At 72.0% G+C, this 18,996-nt stretch carries 17 protein-coding genes; 8 read left to right on the plus strand and 9 right to left on the minus strand.

Annotated features, from left to right (window positions below):
* Positions 1-186 precede the first annotated feature (186 nt).
* Both ACIRPU_RS14235 and ACIRPU_RS14240 read right to left on the minus strand, forming a co-directional pair.
* A complete protein-coding gene (locus ACIRPU_RS14235) occupies positions 187-1,608 on the minus strand; it encodes a HEAT repeat domain-containing protein (RefSeq protein WP_403866314.1) in 1,422 nt (473 codons plus the stop codon).
* A 323-nt stretch (positions 1,609-1,931) separates the two neighbouring features.
* Positions 1,932-2,324 carry an ankyrin repeat domain-containing protein gene (locus ACIRPU_RS14240; RefSeq protein WP_351767078.1) on the minus strand — a complete coding sequence of 131 codons (393 nt, stop codon included), beginning with the start codon at positions 2,322-2,324 and terminating at the stop codon, positions 1,932-1,934.
* Between the two features lie 263 nt (positions 2,325-2,587).
* On the opposite strand from ACIRPU_RS14240, the gene ACIRPU_RS14245 reads away from it, so the two are divergent.
* Positions 2,588-2,782, plus strand: coding sequence for a hypothetical protein (locus tag ACIRPU_RS14245; protein ID WP_020128927.1), 195 nt, complete (start codon positions 2,588-2,590; stop codon positions 2,780-2,782).
* 41 nt (positions 2,783-2,823) lie between these two features.
* A complete protein-coding gene (locus ACIRPU_RS14250) occupies positions 2,824-4,518 on the plus strand; it encodes a hypothetical protein (RefSeq protein WP_403866317.1) in 1,695 nt (564 codons plus the stop codon).
* A gap of 30 nt (positions 4,519-4,548) precedes the next feature.
* On the opposite strand, the gene ACIRPU_RS14255 is transcribed toward ACIRPU_RS14250, so the two are convergent.
* Positions 4,549-6,048 (minus strand): PLP-dependent aminotransferase family protein, encoded by a 1,500-nt coding sequence (locus ACIRPU_RS14255; protein ID WP_403866320.1) that lies wholly within the window; start codon positions 6,046-6,048, stop codon positions 4,549-4,551.
* Between the two features lie 99 nt (positions 6,049-6,147).
* Between ACIRPU_RS14255 and ACIRPU_RS14260 the strand changes: the two genes are divergently transcribed.
* The 4 genes from ACIRPU_RS14260 to ACIRPU_RS14275 all read left to right on the plus strand — a co-directional run bounded on the left by ACIRPU_RS14260 (position 6,148) and on the right by ACIRPU_RS14275 (position 9,762).
* Positions 6,148-6,834 (plus strand): YitT family protein, encoded by a 687-nt coding sequence (locus ACIRPU_RS14260; RefSeq protein ID WP_403866323.1) that lies wholly within the window; start codon positions 6,148-6,150, stop codon positions 6,832-6,834.
* 8 nt (positions 6,835-6,842) lie between these two features.
* Positions 6,843-7,598 carry a glycerophosphodiester phosphodiesterase gene (locus ACIRPU_RS14265; protein WP_384123066.1) on the plus strand — a complete coding sequence of 252 codons (756 nt, stop codon included), beginning with the start codon at positions 6,843-6,845 and terminating at the stop codon, positions 7,596-7,598.
* A 74-nt stretch (positions 7,599-7,672) separates the two neighbouring features.
* Positions 7,673-9,109, plus strand: a complete 1,437-nt coding sequence (locus ACIRPU_RS14270) for an MFS transporter (RefSeq protein ID WP_403866326.1) — start codon at positions 7,673-7,675, stop codon at positions 9,107-9,109.
* A 278-nt stretch (positions 9,110-9,387) separates the two neighbouring features.
* Positions 9,388-9,762: an RNA polymerase-binding protein RbpA gene (locus ACIRPU_RS14275; RefSeq protein WP_020128921.1), complete on the plus strand. Its 375-nt coding sequence runs from the start codon at positions 9,388-9,390 to the stop codon at positions 9,760-9,762.
* A 178-nt stretch (positions 9,763-9,940) separates the two neighbouring features.
* On the opposite strand, the gene fxsA is transcribed toward ACIRPU_RS14275, so the two are convergent.
* The 4 genes from fxsA to ACIRPU_RS14295 all read right to left on the minus strand — a co-directional run bounded on the left by fxsA (position 9,941) and on the right by ACIRPU_RS14295 (position 14,100).
* Positions 9,941-10,468: an FxsA family membrane protein gene (gene fxsA / locus ACIRPU_RS14280; protein ID WP_403866329.1), complete on the minus strand. Its 528-nt coding sequence runs from the start codon at positions 10,466-10,468 to the stop codon at positions 9,941-9,943.
* Positions 10,469-10,514: 46 nt separating this feature from the next.
* Positions 10,515-11,351: a polyprenol monophosphomannose synthase gene (locus tag ACIRPU_RS14285; RefSeq protein WP_385562885.1), complete on the minus strand. Its 837-nt coding sequence runs from the start codon at positions 11,349-11,351 to the stop codon at positions 10,515-10,517.
* A gap of 585 nt (positions 11,352-11,936) precedes the next feature.
* Complete coding sequence (locus ACIRPU_RS14290; protein WP_403866332.1) at positions 11,937-13,553, minus strand: amidohydrolase; 1,617 nt, start codon at positions 13,551-13,553, stop codon at positions 11,937-11,939.
* A gap of 106 nt (positions 13,554-13,659) precedes the next feature.
* On the minus strand, positions 13,660-14,100 hold the full coding sequence (locus tag ACIRPU_RS14295; protein WP_351767093.1) for an Lrp/AsnC family transcriptional regulator: 441 nt from the start codon (positions 14,098-14,100) through the stop codon (positions 13,660-13,662).
* Between the two features lie 277 nt (positions 14,101-14,377).
* Here ACIRPU_RS14295 and ACIRPU_RS14300 point away from each other — a divergent pair, with 277 nt between their 5' ends.
* On the plus strand, positions 14,378-14,848 hold the full coding sequence (locus tag ACIRPU_RS14300) for a hypothetical protein (RefSeq protein WP_403866335.1): 471 nt from the start codon (positions 14,378-14,380) through the stop codon (positions 14,846-14,848).
* A gap of 558 nt (positions 14,849-15,406) precedes the next feature.
* On the opposite strand, the gene ACIRPU_RS14305 is transcribed toward ACIRPU_RS14300, so the two are convergent.
* Positions 15,407-16,582: an acyl-CoA dehydrogenase family protein gene (locus ACIRPU_RS14305; protein ID WP_403866338.1), complete on the minus strand. Its 1,176-nt coding sequence runs from the start codon at positions 16,580-16,582 to the stop codon at positions 15,407-15,409.
* A gap of 299 nt (positions 16,583-16,881) precedes the next feature.
* On the opposite strand from ACIRPU_RS14305, the gene ACIRPU_RS14310 reads away from it, so the two are divergent.
* Positions 16,882-18,147, plus strand: a complete 1,266-nt coding sequence (locus ACIRPU_RS14310) for a glycoside hydrolase family 18 protein (RefSeq protein ID WP_403866341.1) — start codon at positions 16,882-16,884, stop codon at positions 18,145-18,147.
* A gap of 135 nt (positions 18,148-18,282) precedes the next feature.
* Here the strand turns inward: ACIRPU_RS14310 and ACIRPU_RS14315 are convergent, their stop codons facing one another.
* Positions 18,283-18,942 carry a TetR/AcrR family transcriptional regulator gene (locus tag ACIRPU_RS14315; protein ID WP_355705412.1) on the minus strand — a complete coding sequence of 220 codons (660 nt, stop codon included), beginning with the start codon at positions 18,940-18,942 and terminating at the stop codon, positions 18,283-18,285.
* Positions 18,943-18,996: the final 54 nt, after the last annotated feature.

Below are 18,996 nucleotides of genomic sequence, written 5' to 3' on the forward strand. Positions count from 1 at the left end.
CAAAGTGGATCTTTCCGAACGACTAACGTCCCGTGAGCGTTGCGCTGCGCACCCGGTCCTCACGCGATGTGTACCGCGCGGGTCGGACGGCGTCCATGCCGGTCCGCCCGGCAGGCCATCAGGTGTTCATCTGCGCCGGACCGGCCGCCGCCAGGCTCCCCTCGGGCGGCGGCCGGTCCCCGGCGTTCACATCGCGGACGCGGCGTCCGGTCCGATCCGGCTCCTCACGGCCGTCTGGACCTCCGCCTCCTCGGCCGGGTCGGCGGCGAGCCGGCGCAGGCGCTCCACGACCCGGGCGTCGCCGGTCTCGGCGTGCCGGGCGGCGATCTCGCGGGTGCCCTCCTCGCAGTCCCAGAGGCACTCGACGGCGAAGCCGGCGGCGTAGGAGGGGTCGGTGGCGGCGAGTGCGCGGGCGCAGCGCCCGCGCAGATGGGACGAGGCCGTCTCGCGGTAGATGTGGCGCAGCACGGGTGCCGCGCAGACGATGCCGAGCCGTCCGGCGCCGTCGACGAGGGTCCACAGGCTCGGCGCGTCGCAGCCTTCGCCGCGTACGGCCTCGCGCAGGGCGCCGAGGACGAGGTCGCTGTCCTGGGTGCCGCCCCGGCAGGCGAGCATGCGGCCGGCCGCGGCGCCCAGGGGGTCGGGCCGGTGGGCCCAGCCGCGGGCCCGGTCCACGGCGGCGACGCTGCGCATCCGCTCGAAGGCGTCGACGGCGGCCTCGACGACGGGCGTCGAGCCGGTGGCCACGGCCTGTTCGATCAGCACGAGGGCGTCGGGATCGTTGAAGTCGGCGAGGTAGCGCAGGGCGGTGCACCGGGCGCCCTCGGTGCCGTCCTTGGCGGCCTGCACGATCTCGGGGCGGTCCTCGGGCCCGGCCACGGCGGAGAGGCAGCGGGCGGCGGGGACATGGAGCGCGACTCCGCGTTCGACGCCCTGCTGGGCCCAGGCGAAGACGGCCTGGACGCTCCAGCCGGGGCGTGGTCCGCTCGGGGTGAGCTGCCGTTGCCAGAGGTCGAAACAGCCGGCCTCCTGAGCGGCACGCACGCGCGTGGAGACGTACTCGCGGGGATCCTCGGCCCACAGCCGCCAGGGCCGTGGCTCGAAGGCGTCCCGTACGGCGGCGGCGAGTTCGGTCTCGCCCTCGGTATCGGTGGCGAACCGTGCGAGCACGGGTGCCGCGAGGGCCCGCAGACCGGCGTCGTCGTCCCGTAGGGCGAGTTCGTCCAGGGCCCAGGCCCAGTTGGCTCCCGAGGCCGCGTACCGGCGCAGCAGGGCCAGGGCGTCCCGCCTGCCGTAGGAGGCGAGATGGCCGAGGACGGCCAGAGCCAGGCCCGTACGGGTCTCCTCGGTGTCGAAGGAGTCCTCGACGTCGAAGAGGTGGGCCTCGATCTCGTCCAGCTCGCCGTTGAGGTCGAGGTAGAGACGGGCGTAATAGAGGGAGCGGTTCTCCACCTGCCAGTCGTGGCGGGGGTCCCGCAGCACACAGTGGTTCAGCGCCGCGAGCGCTTCGGCTCGCGGAGCGGTGAGCGCGTGCAACGTTCCGTCGCCGCGGCCCCTCTGGAGCAGGCCGAGCAGCGTACCGCTGGGCGCTATGACCGGATCGAACATGGGAAACAGCCTCACATCAAGCGTCGACGCAACCGGGGACCTGCATTACCTGGCCGCGTGACAACACGTCGGGGCGCCCGCCGTTTCCTGCTTGCTGTAGACCATTTTCCTCTGCCTCTCGTCGGTGGCCCATGCGGACCGCGTCACGGCCCGCGCGGTGCGGCAACACCTGCCCAGCCATCGCGTCCGTGAATCACGACGTCATGATGACCCGGCTGTTCTACCTGCCGCGACCGAAATTTCCGGCGGCCTTGTACCGCCTCCCCCGTGGTCGTCGATTTACCTGGTCAGGAACTACCTTCGACCTGCTCAGGACGGTCGGCTCAGTGCACGCCGAACAGTTCCAGCAGCTCCGCCCTGTCGAACATGCGAGCGGTGTCCACGGCCGACGGGGTCCCCTGGGAGGGGTCGGCGCCGGCCTCCAGCAGGACCTTGATGACGTCCGCCTCGCCCTTGAAGGCCGCCCCGGCGAGCGGAGTCTGGCCCCGGTCGTTGATCCGGTCGGCCTCGGCGCCGCGGGCCAACAGGGCCCGGACCGCGTCGGCGTGGCCGTGGTACGCGGCGAGCATCACCAGGGAGTCGCCGCGGTCGTTCGTGAGGTTGGCCGGAACACCCGCGTCGACGTACGCCACGAGCTCCTCGGTCCGGCCCCCACGGGCCAGATCGAAGATCTTGGTCGCCAGCTCCACGACCTCCGGGTCGGGGGCTTCGCTCATCGTCCGGTCCGCCTCTCCACTCAACCGTTCAGGTGAATCGCCAGGGTACTGGCTCGTCGGACACATGGCCGGTCCCCAGGGCGGCAACCATCACGGGCAGACCCGTTCGACGCAACTCTCCTGCTCAGGCAGCCCACCAGGTCTTCCGCCTACTGGGGGAAATCAGCCGTATTTCACCCAGTTGCACCTTTTATAGTATGGATACATCCTGTGATCCTGGAAGTACTCATGGTGACTGTCCCCCGCGAACCAGGAGAACCCAAATGATCCTGTCCATGTCAGGCGTAGTCCTGCTCGGCATCATCGTCTTCCTCTTCTTCCGAAAGGACGGGCTCAAGGCGTCACACGCCGTGGTCTCGGCCCTGTTCGGGTTCTACATGGCCAGTACGGCCATCGCCCCGAGCATCAAGGCAGGCGGCGAGAGCCTGGCGAGCCTCCTCGGCGGCATCAAGTTCTGACGCCGCCCGTCCCGTCCGTACGCACCTCACAGGAGACAGCAGTGGCACGGCGCCCCCTTCCCAGCATCCTGAGCACAGGCAGCGCGCAGATCGCCCGGAGCCGGGAGCTGGCCCGGACGGCGGCCGACAGCGCCACCGATGTCCTCCATCCGCTGATCACGATCACCCGCGGACTGCGCCGGCTGGCCTCGGCCGGGCGGCGCAGGTGGGCCGAGACCCCCAAGGACAGGCGCGGACCGCTGCTGTTCCTGGTGGCCTCGTTGATCCTGGTCGTGGCGCTGGTGCCGTACGGCCCGCTGCTCGCCGTCGTCACCCTGATGGCGGCAGCGGCCTGGCAGGGCAGGGACCGCACCCCACCGGTTCCGGACGGCCCCGACGAGTCGCAGATCCAGCGACTGCAGGTGCTGTACGAGGCCCTGGTCCCGTACTTCTCGACGGCCGACGACCCCGCTCCCCTGTACGCCCACGGCGGCGACTGGGAGACCGTCTTCCCGACGCCGGAGTTCGACGACTCGGGCCGCGTGGCCCGCCTCGTGATCCGCTACCCCGCGTTCTTCCCGGACGGAGAGGCCGCCCCACGCGCGCGGATCGAGCAGCTGCTCGCCGCGAAGTCCGGCCGTGGCCGCGAGTACCTCTTCGTCTGGGACGAGGAGGGCAACGAACTCACGCTCAGTGTCCTCACGCCCCTCCCCACCGACATCGCGGCCCAACGTTTCGTCACCGCCCCCGGCGAGACGGTCCTGGGCTTCACCGACCCCTCCCGGGTCCCGCGCACGCTCCCCCTCACCCACGGCGAGGACCGGCGCGACGTACCGCCGGTCGTCTGGCGCACCGGCATCCGTTCCACCGAGCCGCACCTGCTGGCGGTCGGCCAGCCCGGCAGCGGCACCTCCACCCTGCTGCGCTCCATCGCCCTCCAGGCCCTCCAGCACGGCGACGTGCTGGTGATCGAGGGCGGCGGCACGGGCGAGTACGCCTGCCTCACCGGCCGGGACGGCGTCCTGGGCGTCGAGGTCGGGCTGGCCGGGGCGCTGGCCGCCCTGGAGTGGGCGGTGCACGAGACGGAGCGCCGGCTCGTCGCCGCGAACCGCGCCCGGCAGGCGGGCGACCCTCCGCCGGAGGACACCAAACAGCCGCTGTGGATCCTCGTCGACCGCCCCACCGCCTTCACCCACCTGGCCGACACGGACGGCCACAAGGACCCGCAGTCCCTCCTCCAGGTCCCCCTGAGGCACGGCCGCGCGGTCGGGGTCACGGTGGTGGTGGCCGAGCAGTTCGACGCCCTGGACTCCCTGAGCGACGCCGTACGGCAGCACACCCGCGCGCGGGTCACGCTCGGGCCGGCGTCGAAGCAGCAACTGGAGGCGGTCCTCGGCGCGCCCCCGCACACCACGCCCGTCGACCACACGCCGCCGGGACGCGGATACGCCCGGCTCGGATCGGGGCCGGTGCACCGGCTCCAGGTGCCGGCGACACCGGACCCGTACGACGACGCGACGAGCGACGCCCAACGGCAGGCGGTGCTGGACCTCCTGCCGCCGCGCTCCACGCCCGCCGACACGGAGACGCTGCCGCCGGTGCCGGTCGAGGTCGTGCTCACCAAACCCGTGCACACGGACACGGACACGGTCACTGACACTCACGCGCACACGGACGCCGAGACCACGAATGCGGGCGCCGACGCCGTGCCCGCCGACGCCGTGGGCGCGGAACAGGTGTCGAGCGCGGGCGGGTGACACCGCCCCGCCCACGTGTCCTGCCAGGCGCTAGGCGACGAATGTGCGCGGCCCCTCCGCGCCGACCGTCCCCCCGCTCTCCACGATCCGGGCCGCGGCCGCCAACCGGGCGGCCGCCTCCTCCGCCACCGCGCCGCCCACGGTGAACGGCAGCCGCACATACCCCTCGAAGGCGCCGTCGACGCCGAACCGCGGCCCGGACGGCACCCGCAGGCCCACCCGCTCCCCCGCCTCGGCGAGCCGTGACCCGGAGAGCCCCCCGGTCCGCACCCACAGCGTCAGCCCGCCCTCCGGCACGGCGAACTCCCACTCCGGAAGCTCCCGGCGCACCGCCGCGACCAGGTCGTCCCGGTTCGCCCGGGCCTGGCGGCGACGCAGCTCGACGGCCTGCTCCCAGCCGCCGGTGCTGAACAGCCAGTTCACCGCCAACTGCTCCAGCACCGGCGTGCCCAGGTCGGCGTAGGCGCGCGCCGCGACGAGGCTGCGGATGACGTCCGGGGCCGCCCGCACCCAGCCGATGCGCATCCCGGCCCAGAAGGCCTTGCTCGCCGACCCCACCGTGATCACCGTCGACCCCGCGGGATCGAAGCCGCACACGGGCCGCGGCATCTCGACATCGTCGTCGAGCCACAGTTCGCTCATGGTCTCGTCGGCGACCAGCACGGTCCCGGCGGAGCGGGCCGCCTCCACGAGTTGGCGCCGCTGGTCCTCGTCGGCGAGCGCCCCGGTCGGATTGTGGAAGTCGGCGACGACATACGCGATGCGCGGCGCGGCCTCGCGCAGGACCTGGCGCCAGCGGTCCATGTCCCACCCGGCGAGCCCCTCGGCCATCGCGACGGGCACCAGGCGCGCACCCGCCTCCCGCATCAGCTGGAGGATGTTGGCGTAGGAGGGCGACTCGACGGCGATGCGCTCCCCGCGCCCGCCGAACAGGTGACAGATGGCGTCGATGGCCCCCATCGCGCCGGTGGTGACCATGATCTGCTCGGGCATCGTCGGGATCCCGCGCGCGGTGTACCGCTCGGCGATCATCGACCGCAGTGCCGTCAGGCCCGCCGGATAGTCGCCGTGTGTGTGGGCGTACGGGGGCAGCTCCTCCAGCGCACCCCGCACGGCGCGGGTGAGCCAGGGCTCGGGCGCGGGCAGTGCCGCGCAGCCCAGGTCGATGATCGAGCCGAGGGCCTCGGGCGGCAGCGGCTCCAGGCCGCGTGCCGGAACCGGGTTGCCCGCCGGGACGGCCGTCCAGCTGCCCGCGCCGCGCCGGGACTCCAGGAACCCCTCGGCGCGCAGCGCCTCGTAGGCGGCGGCCACGGTCGTGCGGCTCACGGACAGGGCCAGGGCCAGTTCCCGTTCCGCGGGCAGGCGCGCGGCGACGGGGACGCGGCCCTCCAGCACCAGCAGCCGGATGCCGTCGGCGAGCGCCCGGTAGGCCGGCGGGCGGCGTGACCCGGGGCCGGCCGGGCGGTCCTGCTGGGAGTTGAGCAGCCGCGCCAGCTGTGCGGCCCCCACCGCAGAGGTCCACTGCGCCATGAGTACCAGTCCACCTTCCCCGAATTGGCCATGGATGCCGGGTGCTTCCAAGCCACAGAGTGTCACGAGCCAGGCCACTACGACCACCAGGGGGACCCCTTGTCCGAGCCGCCACCGCAGGAAACACCCCCGCGGGATCCGGACGGCCACCTCGCCCGCCGACTGATCCAGCTGTACGTCGGCCTCGCGCTCTACGGCGCCAGCTCGGCCCTCCTCGTGCGGGCGGGCCTCGGCCTGGAGCCCTGGAACGTGCTGCACCAGGGTCTCGCCGAGCTCACCGGCCTGACGATCGGCGTCGTGTCGATCATCGTGGGCGCGGCGGTACTGCTGCTGTGGATCCCGCTGCGCCAGCGTCCGGGCCTGGGCACGGTCTCCAACGTCTTCGTCGTCGGCCTCGCGATGGACGGCACGCTCGCGTACGTCCCCGACGCGCACGGCCTCGCCGTCCAGGCGCCGCTGCTGCTGGCCGGGATCGTCCTCAACGGGGCGGCCACCGGCCTGTACATCGCGGCCACGTTCGGGCCGGGGCCGCGCGACGGGCTGATGACGGGGCTGCACCGGCGTACCGGGCGATCGATCCGGCTGATGCGGACGGCGGTGGAGGTGGCGGTCGTGGTGACCGGGTTCGCCCTCGGCGGCACCATCGGCGTCGGCACCCTGCTCTACGCGGTGACGATCGGTCCGCTCGCCCAGGTCTTCCTGCGGTTGTTCGCCGTTCCCGCCGCATCGGGCGGCAGCACGGTCGTTGCCACCGGGACACCACAGGGAGCCATACTGCGTCCGTGACCAGCCTCATGACCCACCCCTATCTCGACCATCCGGGACCCATCCCGTTCGCGCACCGCGGTGGCGCCGCGGACGGTCTGGAGAACACCGCGGCGCAGTTCCGGCGCGCGGTCGAGGCGGGTTACCGCTATATCGAGACCGATGTGCACGCCACGCGGGACGGCAAGCTCGTCGCCTTCCACGACGCGACGCTGGACCGGGTGACCGACGGCGCGGGCCGCATAGCCGATCTCCTCTGGTCGGACGTGCGTCACGCGCGCGTGGCGGGCAAGGAGCCAGTGCCGCTCTTCGAGGAGCTCCTGGAGGCCTTCCCCGAGGTGCGGTGGAACATCGATCTCAAGGCGGAGCCCGCGCTGCATCCGCTGCTCAACCTGATCGCCCGCACGGGCGCGTGGGACCGGGTCTGCGTGGGCTCGTTCTCGGAGGCGCGGGTGGTGCGCGCCCAGCGGCTGGCCGGGCCGCGCCTGGCGACCTCGTACGGCACCCGGGGCGTGCTGAACCTGTGGCTGCGGTCCTGGGGCGTGCCCGCGGCGCCACGCCGCTCGGCGGTCGCCGCGCAGGTGCCGGAGAGCCAGTCGGGCATACGGGTCGTGGACCGTCGCTTCGTCCGGGCCGCCCACGCGCGCGGGCTCCAGGTGCACGTGTGGACGATCAACGATCCCGATCGGATGCACCGGCTCCTGGACCTCGGAGTCGATGGCATCATGACCGATCACATCGACACGTTGCGCGAGGTCATGGAGGCCCGCGGCGTCTGGGTCTGACCGCGTCCGGGTCCGGGTCCCGCCTCGGCCCCGTGGCCCGCGCGCGGCTGCGGCAGCGGGAAGCGAGGGCACGGGTGGACATCGACACCGTGCGGACGGCGGCGTCCGACGAGGCCGCCGAACGGAGGCGCGAGCAGCGCGGCTGGTACTTCTACGACTGGGCGTGCTCCGTCTACTCGACGAGCGTGCTCACCGTGTTCCTCGGCCCGTACCTGACATCGGTCGCCAAACGGGCGGCGGACGCCGACGGGTACGTGCATCCGCTGGGCATCCCGGTGCGGGCGGGTTCCTTCTTCGCGTACTCGGTGTCTCTCTCGGTGATCGTGGCCGTGCTGGTGATGCCCCTGGTGGGCGCGGCCGCCGACCGCAGCGGCCGTAAGAAGCCCCTGCTGGGCGCCGCCGCCTATGTGGGCGCCGCGGCCACGACCGGCATGTTCTTCCTGGGCGGCGACCGCTATCTGCTGGGCGGCGCGCTGCTGATCGTGGCGAACGCGGCCCAGTCCGTGGCGATGATGCTCTACAACTCCTATCTGCCGCAGATCGCCCCGCCCGAGGAACGCGACGCGGTCTCCTCCCGGGGGTGGGCCTTCGGCTACGCGGCCGGCTCACTGGTCCTGGTCGTCAACCTGGTGCTCTACCTCGCCCACGACTCCTTCGGCGTCTCCGAGTCGATGGCGGTACGGATCTGCCTGGCCTCGGCCGGCCTGTGGTGGGGCGGCTTCACGCTGATCCCGCTGCTACGGCTGCGCGACCGGCCGACCACGGCCCGGAAGGCAGCCGCTCGGACGGACGGGACGGATAGAGCGGACAAGGCGGATAGGGCGGACGGGGCGGACACGACCGTCGGGACGGAGGGGACGGCTCGTACGGCTCCCGGGCTGCGCCAGCTCGCGGCGACGGTCCGCGACATGCGCCGCCACCCGCTGACCCTCGCCTTCCTCCTCGCATACCTGATCTACAACGACGGCATCCAGACCGTGATCTCCCAGGCCTCGGTCTACGGCTCCGAGGAGCTCGGCCTCAGCCAGTCCACGCTGATCGGCGCGGTCCTGCTGGTGCAGGTGCTGGCCGTGGCGGGCGCACTGGGCATGGGGCGTCTGGCCCGGACGTACGGCGCGAAGCGCACGATCCTCGGCTCACTGGCGGCCTGGACGCTCACCCTGGGCGTCGGCTACTTCCTGCCCGCCGGGGCGCCGGCCGGCTTCTTCCTGCTGGCGGCCGCGATCGGCCTGGTCCTCGGCGGCAGCCAGGCGCTCTCCCGCTCCCTCTTCTCCCACCTGGTCCCGCCCGGCAAGGAGGCCGAGTACTTCTCGGCGTACGAGATGAGCGACCGTGGCATGAGCTGGCTCGGCCCGCTCCTCTTCGGGATCACCTACCAGCTGACCGGCAGCTACCGGGACGCGATCATCTCGCTGGTGATCTTCTTCGTCGTCGGGTTTCTCCTGCTCGCCCGGGTGCCGGTACGGCAGGCGATCCGCGACGCGGGGAACCCGGTCCCCGAGAGGATTTAGCACTCAAGGCGAAAGGGCGGTAGTGTACGCGTTTGGCCTGCCAGGCGTACCGTTACTGCGCGTCAAAGATGCCGAAACGCTGGGTGACATCTCCTTTCAGATGTGACAAACCGGGCGCCGGTGGGTACTGCACTGGTTGACAAGACTGCGGCTACGACGGCGACGCATGACCCGTAACGGGACTCCGAACGGGAATCTTTACCGCCGACCGGACGTTGACCGGATGACGACGACAGCGACACCTGTCCTGTGGGCGACAAGCCCGGGAGGCACGATTCATGAGTGAGCGAGCTCTTCGCGGCACGCGCCTCGTGGTGACCAGCTACGAGACGGACCGCGGTATCGACCTGGCCCCGCGCCAGGCCGTGGAGTACGCATGCGAGAAGGGGCACCGGTTTGAAATGCCCTTCTCGGTCGAGGCGGAGATTCCGCCGGAGTGGGAGTGCAAGGTCTGTGGAGCCCCTGCACTCCTCGTCGACGGCGACGGCCCTGAGGAAAAGAAGGCCAAGCCCGCGCGTACACATTGGGACATGCTGATGGAGCGGCGGACCCGCGAGGAACTCGAAGAGGTCCTCGAGGAGCGGCTCGCCGTTCTGCGGTCCGGAGCGATGAACCTTGCGGTACATCCCCGCGACAGCCGCAAAAGCGCCTAGCGCTGCGGGGCTGTGACCCGCTTCACAACGCACGACAACGACCGCGGGCGCCGTACGTGATGTCACGTACGGCGCCCGCGGTCGTCTTGCTGCCCCTGCGAGCGAGAGAGCGGTTCCCCGGGGGCGCCCCCGGGGAACCGCTCTCTCGGAGAATCTCTCGGAGATCAGGCTCCCGGAGTCACTGCTCGTCCCTGATGACCTCGCCCTGCACGACCTTGCCGTCGGGGCGGTGGATGCGGGCCTGCTGAAAGGCGTCCCCCAGGGTGCCGGGCGTGGCCGCGGTCGCCCTCAGCTTGCGCTCGCCATACCCGCTGACCGCCTTCTGCACCGGCGGGAGCAGCAGGAGCAGGCCGACGACGTCGGAGGCCAGGCCCGGGATCATCAGGAACAGACCGCCGAGCATCATGAGGCCGTTGCCGCCGCCCCGATGGGAGGCCGTGCCGCGCTGGAGCGCCTCGTTCAAATTCTGGAAGGCCCGGCGGCCCGCCCGCTTGATGACCACGGCCCCCAGAACGAACCCGGCGACCAGGAGCAGAAGGACCACCAGCCCGCTCGTCGCGCCCGCGACCACGCTCAGCAGCCAGATCTCCAGCACCAGCCAGGCGGCGAGCGCCAGCGGCAGGAACGTCCGCAGGCGGGAACGGCGCGGCTGAGCGGGGGGCTGGGCGGATGTCGGGTACGCGGGGGTCGGAGAGCCAGTCGTCATGCTCCCAGTGTGCCTGGGCCAGGCTCAGAGCGGCATAAGGGGACGATCAGCCGTCGCTGTGAGACTTGGCGGGCGCCTGTGGACGCTCCGGCTGGTCGCCGCTCCGGCCCGTGATCTTGCCGAACCGCTCCCCCACACCCCAGGCCGTGACCCGCCACAGCGCCTCGACGAGGATGTCGCGGCTCATCTTGGAGTCGCCGTGCTCGCGCTCGACGAAGGTGATGGGGACCTCGATGACGTGGAAGCCGGCCTTGACGGCACGCCGGGCGAGGTCGACCTGGAAGCAGTAGCCCTGGGAGGCGACCTCCTCCAGGCCGAGGCCCTCCAGGGTCTCGCGGCGGAAGGCGCGGTAGCCACCGGTGATGTCGCGCAGCGGGAGGTCGAGGGCGATGCGGGAGTAGAGGCTGCCGCCGCGCGAGATGACCTCACGGGACTTGGGCCAGTTCACCACCCGGCCGCCCGGCACCCAGCGGGAGCCCAGGACCAGATCGGCGCTCTTGAGCGCGGTGAGCAGCCGGGGCAGCTCCTCGGGCTGGTGGGAGCCGTCGGCGTCCATCTCGATCAGCACGCCGTAGCCGTTCTCCAGGCCCCAGCGGAAGCCCGCGAGATAGGCGGCGCCGAGGCCCTCCTTGCCCTTGCGGTGCAGGACCTGGACCTGGTCGTCACCGATGGCCAGTTCGTCGGCGAGCTTGCCGGTGCCGTCGGGGCTGTTGTCGTCGGCCACGAGGACGTGCGCCTCGGGGACGGCCTTGCGCACCCGGCCGACGATGGTCTTGATGTTCTCCGCCTCGTTGTAGGTCGGGATGATCACCAAGGCCGTGCCGAGCGGACCGAACTGCCTCCCCCGGTCCTGTGCCGCGAGGGTCCCGTCGCCGTCGTTCACTACTGCCCCTTCAAGTCCGTACGCAGGGGACCACCATAGTGGCCGCCGCCTGCGATGACGTGACGGGACGTTCGTACGGTGGTGTCGAACCCGCGAATGCGGGGTAAGAACGTACCTTTGGGCTTGTATGTACGCACCTACCCCGTAGGGGTTGCGCACAAGCCGGTTGGGTGCGGCCTGCTGCGGATGGGGGCCCGGCGCTCTTCGGGCCGGCCCGGGAACCGCTGGCTGCGGGTCGACCGAAAGCCGTTGTCTACTGAGCGCCCGGGCCCCATCCGGGTCACACCTCCCCGACCGGCCGGAACGTTCCCTCGCTGCGGCGCGGGCGCTGAGCCTGGCTGCCAGTGGCGGTGCGCCGGTACGGCTCACCGTCCCTGACCCAGCGGCGCCGCGGCGAGTGCGCGGGCGTTCCCCGTGGCGGGGCGTCCGATGGTGGACTCCGCCGAACCTACCGGCCCCCCGCCATCGGCTGTCAACAGCGACTTGACCTGCGGATATTCCGTCAATGCCCAGGTCAGCGCGGAGAAGACACCGGGCGTATGTCGGCGGGCGGACGGGTGATCTTCCCCGGGCCGCCCCGGTAGATCACTCGCTCGGCCGCAGGAACACGGTCCGGCCGCCCACCACCGTGCGCAGGCACACCGGGAGATCGCCGCCGGGGGTCAGATCCGGCAGGCCCGGGGTGCCGGAGCGCGGATCGGTGGACCAGCGGGCGACCCGGTCGTCCGGGGCCTGGACGACCAGTTCGTCCGTACGCCAGACCGCGTAGTCGGCGGGTGCGCCCGGAACCAGGACGCCCGCGTCGTCACGGCCGATCGCACGCCAGCCGCCCCGCGTGTGGGCCGTGAACGCGGCGCGGGCGGACACCCGGTGCTCGGGGGTGCGGTGGAAGGCGGCGGCGCGGACCGTGCCCCACGGGTCGAGGGGCGTGACGGGGCTGTCGGAGCCGAAGGCCAGCGGGACACCCGCGCGCAGCAGGGCCGCGAAGGGGTTCAGGGTGCGGGCCCGCTCGACGCCCAGTCGCTGGGCGTACATGCCCTCGTCACCGCCCCACAGGGCGTCGAAGGCGGGCTGGACGGAGGCGGTGAGGCCGAGTTCGGCGAAGGCGGCGATCGTCTCGGGCGTGACCATCTCGGCGTGTTCGACGCGGTGGCGGGCGGCGCGGATCCGGGCGAGGCCGACCTTCTCCGCGGCGGCGCGCACACCCTCGACGACGGCGGTCACGGCGGCGTCGCCGATGGCGTGGAAGCCCGCCTGGAGCCCGGCCTCGGTGCAGACCGTCACGTGCGCGGCGACCTCGGCGGCGTCCAGGTAGGCGGTGCCGGTGTGGTCGGCGTCGGTGTAGGAGGCGTGCAGACAGGCCGTGTGGGAGCCCAGGGCGCCGTCGACGAAGAGGTCTCCGGCGGCGCCGAGCGCGCCCAGCTGCCGGGCCTTGTCGACATCGCGTTCGGCCCAGTACCCGACGACCCGGGGGCCGGGCTCCTCGGCGGCGAGTCGCAGGAGGTCGGTGAAGTCGTCCTCGGAGGAGATCTCGGGTCCCGCGCACTCGTGGACCGAGCCGATGCCGAGCGAGGCGGCTTGCGCGAGGGCGGTCCGCTGGGCCTCGGCGCGCTGGGCGGGCGTCACTGCTGCGAACGCCGCGGCGCGGACGGCGTGGTGGGCGTCGCGGGTGAGCGGCTCGCCGTCCGCGAAGCCCGGCTCGGTGCGGGCCCTGGGCGCCAGTTCCAGCAGGGCGGTGGTGACCACGGCGGAGTGGACGTCGATCCGGCTGAGGTAGAGCGGCCGGCCGCCGGTCGCCTCGTCCAGTTCGTCCCGTCGGGGCGGGCGGCCCTCCGGCCAGCGGGAGGCGTCCCAACCGTGCCCCAGCAGCACCTTGTCCCGCGTACGGGCCACCGCGAAGGCCCGTACGAGGGCGAGGGCGGACGCCAGGGAGGGGGCGGAGGAGAGGTCGAGGCCGGTGAGCGCGAGGCCGGTGGACGTGGTGTGCACATGGGCGTCGGTGAACGCCGGGGTGACCAGCGCGCCGTCCAGGTCGACCACCTCGTCGACGCCGTCCGAGAAGGCGTCGGCGGCGCCTTCCGAGCCGACCCAGGCGACCTGGCCGCGTTCGACGACCATCGCGGTCGCGAACGGGTCGGCGGGGCTGTGTACCTCTCCTCGGCGGAGCAGGACGGTCTTCGGCTCGGCGGTGCGCTCACTCATGAAAGACAGTCTCGCGCCTCGCCTCCGGCCGCTCGGCACGGGGACCCCTCGGATCCCGAGGCTGATCCCCTCGGTCGCGAGGCTGATCCCCTCTGATCCCCTCGGATCAGATACGGGGTGGCCGGGCCTCGTACGGGGTGGACAGCACGACCGTCGTGCGCGTCGACACGCCGGCGAGCGCTCGGAGCCGCCCGAGCATCTCCTCCAGCTCGTGCGGGGTGGCCACGCGCACCTTGAGGATGTAGTTCTCGTCACCGGCCACGCTGTGACAGGCCTCGATCTCCGGTACGCCGGCCAGCCGCTCGGCGATGTCGTCGGGGGCGCTGGGGTCGAACGGTTTCACCGAGATGAAGGCGGTCAGGGGCAGCCCGACGGCCTCGGAGTCGACGACGGCCGCATATCCGCGGATGACGCCGCGCTGTTCCAGCCGTCGCACCCGCTGGTGCACCGCCGAAGTGGACAGGCCCGTGGCCTTGCCCAGATCGGTGTAACTCATCCGCCCGTCCTTGACGAGCAGCTGCACGATTTGTCGGTCCAGCTCCTCCATGACGCAAGAACTTACCGTGCGCGCGATCTCCGCGTATACCTATGCAGCCCAGGTCATAGCCGGTTTGTGATGTGGCCGGGAGTCGACGGCGGCCGGGCACGGGACGTTCGGGGGCTCGACCGGCGCACGAGGCACCTGCAAGCGGCATGTGACGAATGCCACAGCACTCGCCAACTCTTCGTGATGTCCTCGTGATTACCGCCGAGACGGGGCGGGAAGTGCTTGCTGTGGTCGAGGCCGCAGTGCCTTCACGGCCCAGCCCGAGGGGGAGAATCCCATGCAGAGTCTTAAGCGCCCTGGTCGCACCGCGCCCAAGCGGCTCCAGTCCGTCGTCGAACCCGAGCCGGAGGGCGTCGAACCCGTCGACGCGGACTACTCCGACAACTTCGACGACGCCGACGCCGACGCCGACCACTTCGACGCGTACGACACCTTCGAGATGTACCGGGTGATCTGCCCGGACTGTGCGCAGCCCATCGCGCTGCTGGCGGACGAGGAGGTCCTGCCGGAGCACGCGCTGTGCGCCTCGCCGTGGAACCCCTTCGGACTCACGGTCTGCGCCGGGACGGGACGGGGGGCCGCCGAGGCCCGGCCCGCGGACGAGTCCGTGGAGCCCCAGGAGCAGGACACCGCACTCCTGTTGACGCTCCCTCAGGGGCTGGACTGGCGCACACAGCCCTTCTCGCACGTCGGCGGCCCGGGCTCGCGCCCGATGCGGGTGCCGACGATGCGCCGCCTGGCCGCCTGAGCGCCGCGTCCACGGCAGTCCCACCTGTCCGACTCCCGTAGCTGCCCTGCACCATGGCCGGCAGGTCGCCGTGGTGCAGGACCAGCGCGTCCGGAGCGTCCCGAGTATCCGGGACGGCCCGCGCGGGCGAGGCGCCCCTGCGGGTGTGCGAGGCGTGGCGACGGAGTGCGGCAAAGCGGCAACCTCGTTGCTCCGTAAGGAATGTGACGGATCGCCAACTACCGCCGGACCGACCGGACACGGGTCGAGCCCAAACCGGGGGCACACCCCGAACTCACGCTCGACCGTGCCTGCCGGTGACCTGTCCCGGGGCTTCGCGTTGCCCTGGTATGACCCCCACCCAGTCAGTCGCGCCCGGGCGTCACCGCCAGCTCTTCGTCCCCGTACGTCCGGAACCCGTTCGGGAAAAATCGGTTCCGCTGGCTCCGCCGCCCCCGCAGGACCCGCCCATCTACCGCGACCTCATGCGCATCTGGGCCGACCGGGGCCGCACTCTGCCGGGGCGCCACGACCCCGAGTGGGTACGGCTGGCGGCCCCACAGGTGCGGCCGGGGCAGTTCAGCGGGTTTCCGGACCCAGCAGGTGACGGGCGATGACCATCCGCTGGATCTGGTTCGTGCCCTCCACGATCTGCAGGACCTTGGCCTCTCGCAGGTAGCGCTCGACGGGGAAATCGGCGGTGTAGCCGTACCCGCCCAGGACCTGGACGGCGTCGGTGGTGACCTGCATGGCCGCGTCGGTGCAGTGGAGTTTGGCCATGGCCGCCTGCCGTCCGAACGGCCGTCCGGCGTCCCGGCAGCGCGCGGCCGCCAGGTACAGCGCCCGCCCCGACTCGATCCGGGTCGCCATGTCGGCGAGCAGGAAGCGCAGCCCCTGGAAGTCGGCGATCGGCCGCCCGAACTGCCGTCGCCCCTTCGCCCAGGCGACGGCCTCGTCGAGGGCCGCCTGGGCGAGGCCGACCGCGCAGGCCGCGATGCCGAGCCGCCCCGAGTCCAGCGCGGCCAGGGCGATCGCGAAGCCCTGGCCCTCGTCGCCGATGCGCCGGGCGTCGGGGATCCGTACCCCGTCGAGGTGCACCTGGGCGGTGGGCGAGCCCTTCAGCCCCATCTTGCGCTCGGGGGCCGCGACGCTCAGTCCCGCGGCGTCGCCGGGCACCAGGAACGCGGTGATCCCCGACGCGCCCGCGCCGCCGGTCCGGGCCAGGACGGTGTAGAAGTCGGCGAGCCCGGCATGGGTGATCCAGGCCTTGGTGCCGGTGATCACCCAGTCCCCGCCGCCCTCCCGCACCGCTCCGGTCCGCAGTGAGGCCGCGTCCGATCCGGAGGACGGCTCGGAGAGGCAGTACGCGCCGAGCTGCCCGCCGCCGAGCATGGCGGGCAGGTGCGCGGCCCGCTGCGCGTCCGTGCCGTAGGCGGCGAGCGGGTAGGAGGCCAGCGTGTGGACGCTGACGCCCAGCCCCACGGTGAGGCGGACCGCGGCGAGCTCTTCGAGTACCTGGAGATACACCTCGTAGGGCTGGTCGCCGCCGCCGTGCGCGGAGTCGTACGGCAGACCGAGCAGCCCCGATGCGGACAGCAGGGTGAACAGCTCGCGGGGGAAGCGTCCGGCGGCCTCCTCCTCGGCGGCGGCCGGTGCGATCTCGCGTCGGGCGAGGTCACGGACCAGCGTCATGAGTTCCCGGGCCTCGTCCGTGGGCAGGGAGCGGTCCACCGGGGACGGCGCGCGGTCGGACATGGCGGCTTCCTCCTCCCGGACTGACCAGCGGCTTCGCGCTGTGAGTATGCCCGCGGGGGGCCGCCGCCGCACGGGCGGACAGCCGGAGGGATGCCGGACCGACAGCCGGAAGGGCGCCGGACCGGCAGCAGGGGGCGCCGGACCGACAGCCGGGGGGACGGCGAGGCCGACGGTCGGACCGATTGGTCCGAACCATTGACCTGAGTGGTCTAGTCCTCCTACCGTTTCGCTCCAACGCCTCCCCGCGTTCATGCCAATCGGCGTGCGATCCCCTCTCTGTCCCTGCGAGGAGACACCCGATGCACACCCCGCTCCGCCCCCGCCCTCACCCCCGCACCCGCTCCCGCTCCCGGTTCCGGACGCTGTTGTCCGCCGCCTGTTGCGCCGCGCTCGGCGCCGCCCTGCTGGCCGGCGCGGGCACCGCCACCGCCGGTGAAACCCACCCCGCCGAGGCCCGCCCGAACGGCTCCAAGGTCGTGGGCTACTTCACCGACTGGGGCATCTACGACCGCCAGTACTACGTCAAGAACATCGAGACGTCCGGCTCCGCGGACCGGCTCACCCACATCAACTACGCCTTCGGCAACGTCACCGACGGCAAGTGCGCCCTCGGCGACTCCTGGGCGGACACCGACCGGCCGTTCACCGCCGGGGAGTCCGTGGACGGCGTCGCCGACACGGCGGACCAGCCGCTCAGCGGCAACTTCAACCAGCTGCGCAAGCTGAAGAAGCTGCACCCGGGCCTCAAGGTCATCTGGTCGTTCGGCGGTTGGAGCTGGTCGGGCGGCTTCGGCGAGGCGGCCAAGGACCCGGCGGCCTTCGCCAGGTCCTGCTACGACCTGGTCGAGAACTCCCGGTGGAGGGATGTCTTCGACGGCATCGACATCGACTGGGAGTACCCGAACGCCTGCGGCCTCACCTGCGACACCAGCGGCCGCGAGGCCTTCCGGGACGTCATGAAGGCGCTGCGGGCCAAGTTCGGCGAGCGCGAGCTGCTCACGGCGGCGATCACGGCGGACGCGACCGCCGGCGGCAAGATCGATGCGGCGGACTACGGGGGCGCGGCGCGGTACGTCGACTGGTACAACCCGATGACGTACGACTACTTCGGCGCGTGGGCGGCCACCGGCCCGACGGCACCGCACTCGCCGCTGACCTCGTACCCGGGCATCCCGCAGCAGGGCTACGACACCGCCGCCACGATCGCCAAGCTCAAGAGCCTGGGCATCCCGTCCCGGAAGCTGCTGCTCGGCATCGGCTTCTACGGGCGCGGCTGGACCGGCGTCACCCAGGCGAAGCCGGGCGGCACGGCCACCGGTCCCGCCGCGGGGACGTACGAGGCCGGCAGCGAGGACTACAAGGTCCTCAAGGCCAAGTGCCCGGCGACCGGCACGGTCGGCGGCACCGCCTCCGCCAAGTGCGGGAACGACTGGTGGAGTTACGACACCCCCGCGACCATCGCCACGAAGATGAAGTACAAGTCCCGGCAGGGGCTGGGCGGGACGTTCTTCTGGGAGCTGAGCGGAGACACGGCCGACGGTGAGCTGATCCACGCGATCAAGTAAGCCCGGTTCATGGGGCACTCGGGGCGGAGGACCACGAGCCTCCGCCCTCGGTGCGTCCGCCCCGCACGTCCGCCTCGCACATTCGCCCCGCGCGTCAGGCCCGCGCGTCGGGCCTCGCCGGTCGGACCTCGCCCGTCAGTCCTGGCGGCGGGCCGGCTTCGGCGCGGCGAAGGCGGGCTCGAGCTCCTCGATGGCGCGCAGGGAGCCGCCCAGGGTCTTCACCAGCAGATCGCCCATGGTCTCGCGGGAGAGTTCGGGGCGGGCGATCCACTCCAGGGTGGCGCCCTCGACGCTGCACACCCAGGCGAGCAGGCCCATGCGGGGCAGTGCCGGGATGTCGCTGCTGCCGTACGCGCCCTCGGCGATGGTCGCCACGATCGCCGCGCGCACCCCGTCCCGGATGGCGTGCACCTCGGTGTCGAAGCCGACGCCACCGCTGACGATCGTGCGGTAGGCGGCCTGGTTGTGCTCGGCGTAGCGCAGATAGCTGTCGATGGTGCGGTGCACCCGGTCCACCTGGGGCAGTTCCAGACCGCTCGCCGCGAAGGTGACCAGGTCGGCGACGGAGTCCTGGATGATCGCCAAGTAGTAGCCGCGCTTGGACTGGAAGTAGTAGTAGATCAGCCCCTTGGCGACATGCGCCTGCCGGGCGATGTCGTCCATCGAGAGCGCGTCGTAGGACGTGTCGGCGAACAACTTCCGCCCGATGGAGATGAGTTCGGCGCGGCGCGCCAGTGAGCGCTCGGTGCCTCGTGCCCGGGGACGGGTGACTTCGCGCTGTTCACTGATATTCAATTTCGACCCTGGTCTCGGGCGGTCGGCGGGACATCCGCAGTATGTCAGGTCAAC

Origin of the sequence: Streptomyces sp. NPDC102259, assembly GCF_044766465.1 — a bacterium.
GTDB lineage: Bacteria > Actinomycetota > Actinomycetes > Streptomycetales > Streptomycetaceae > Streptomyces.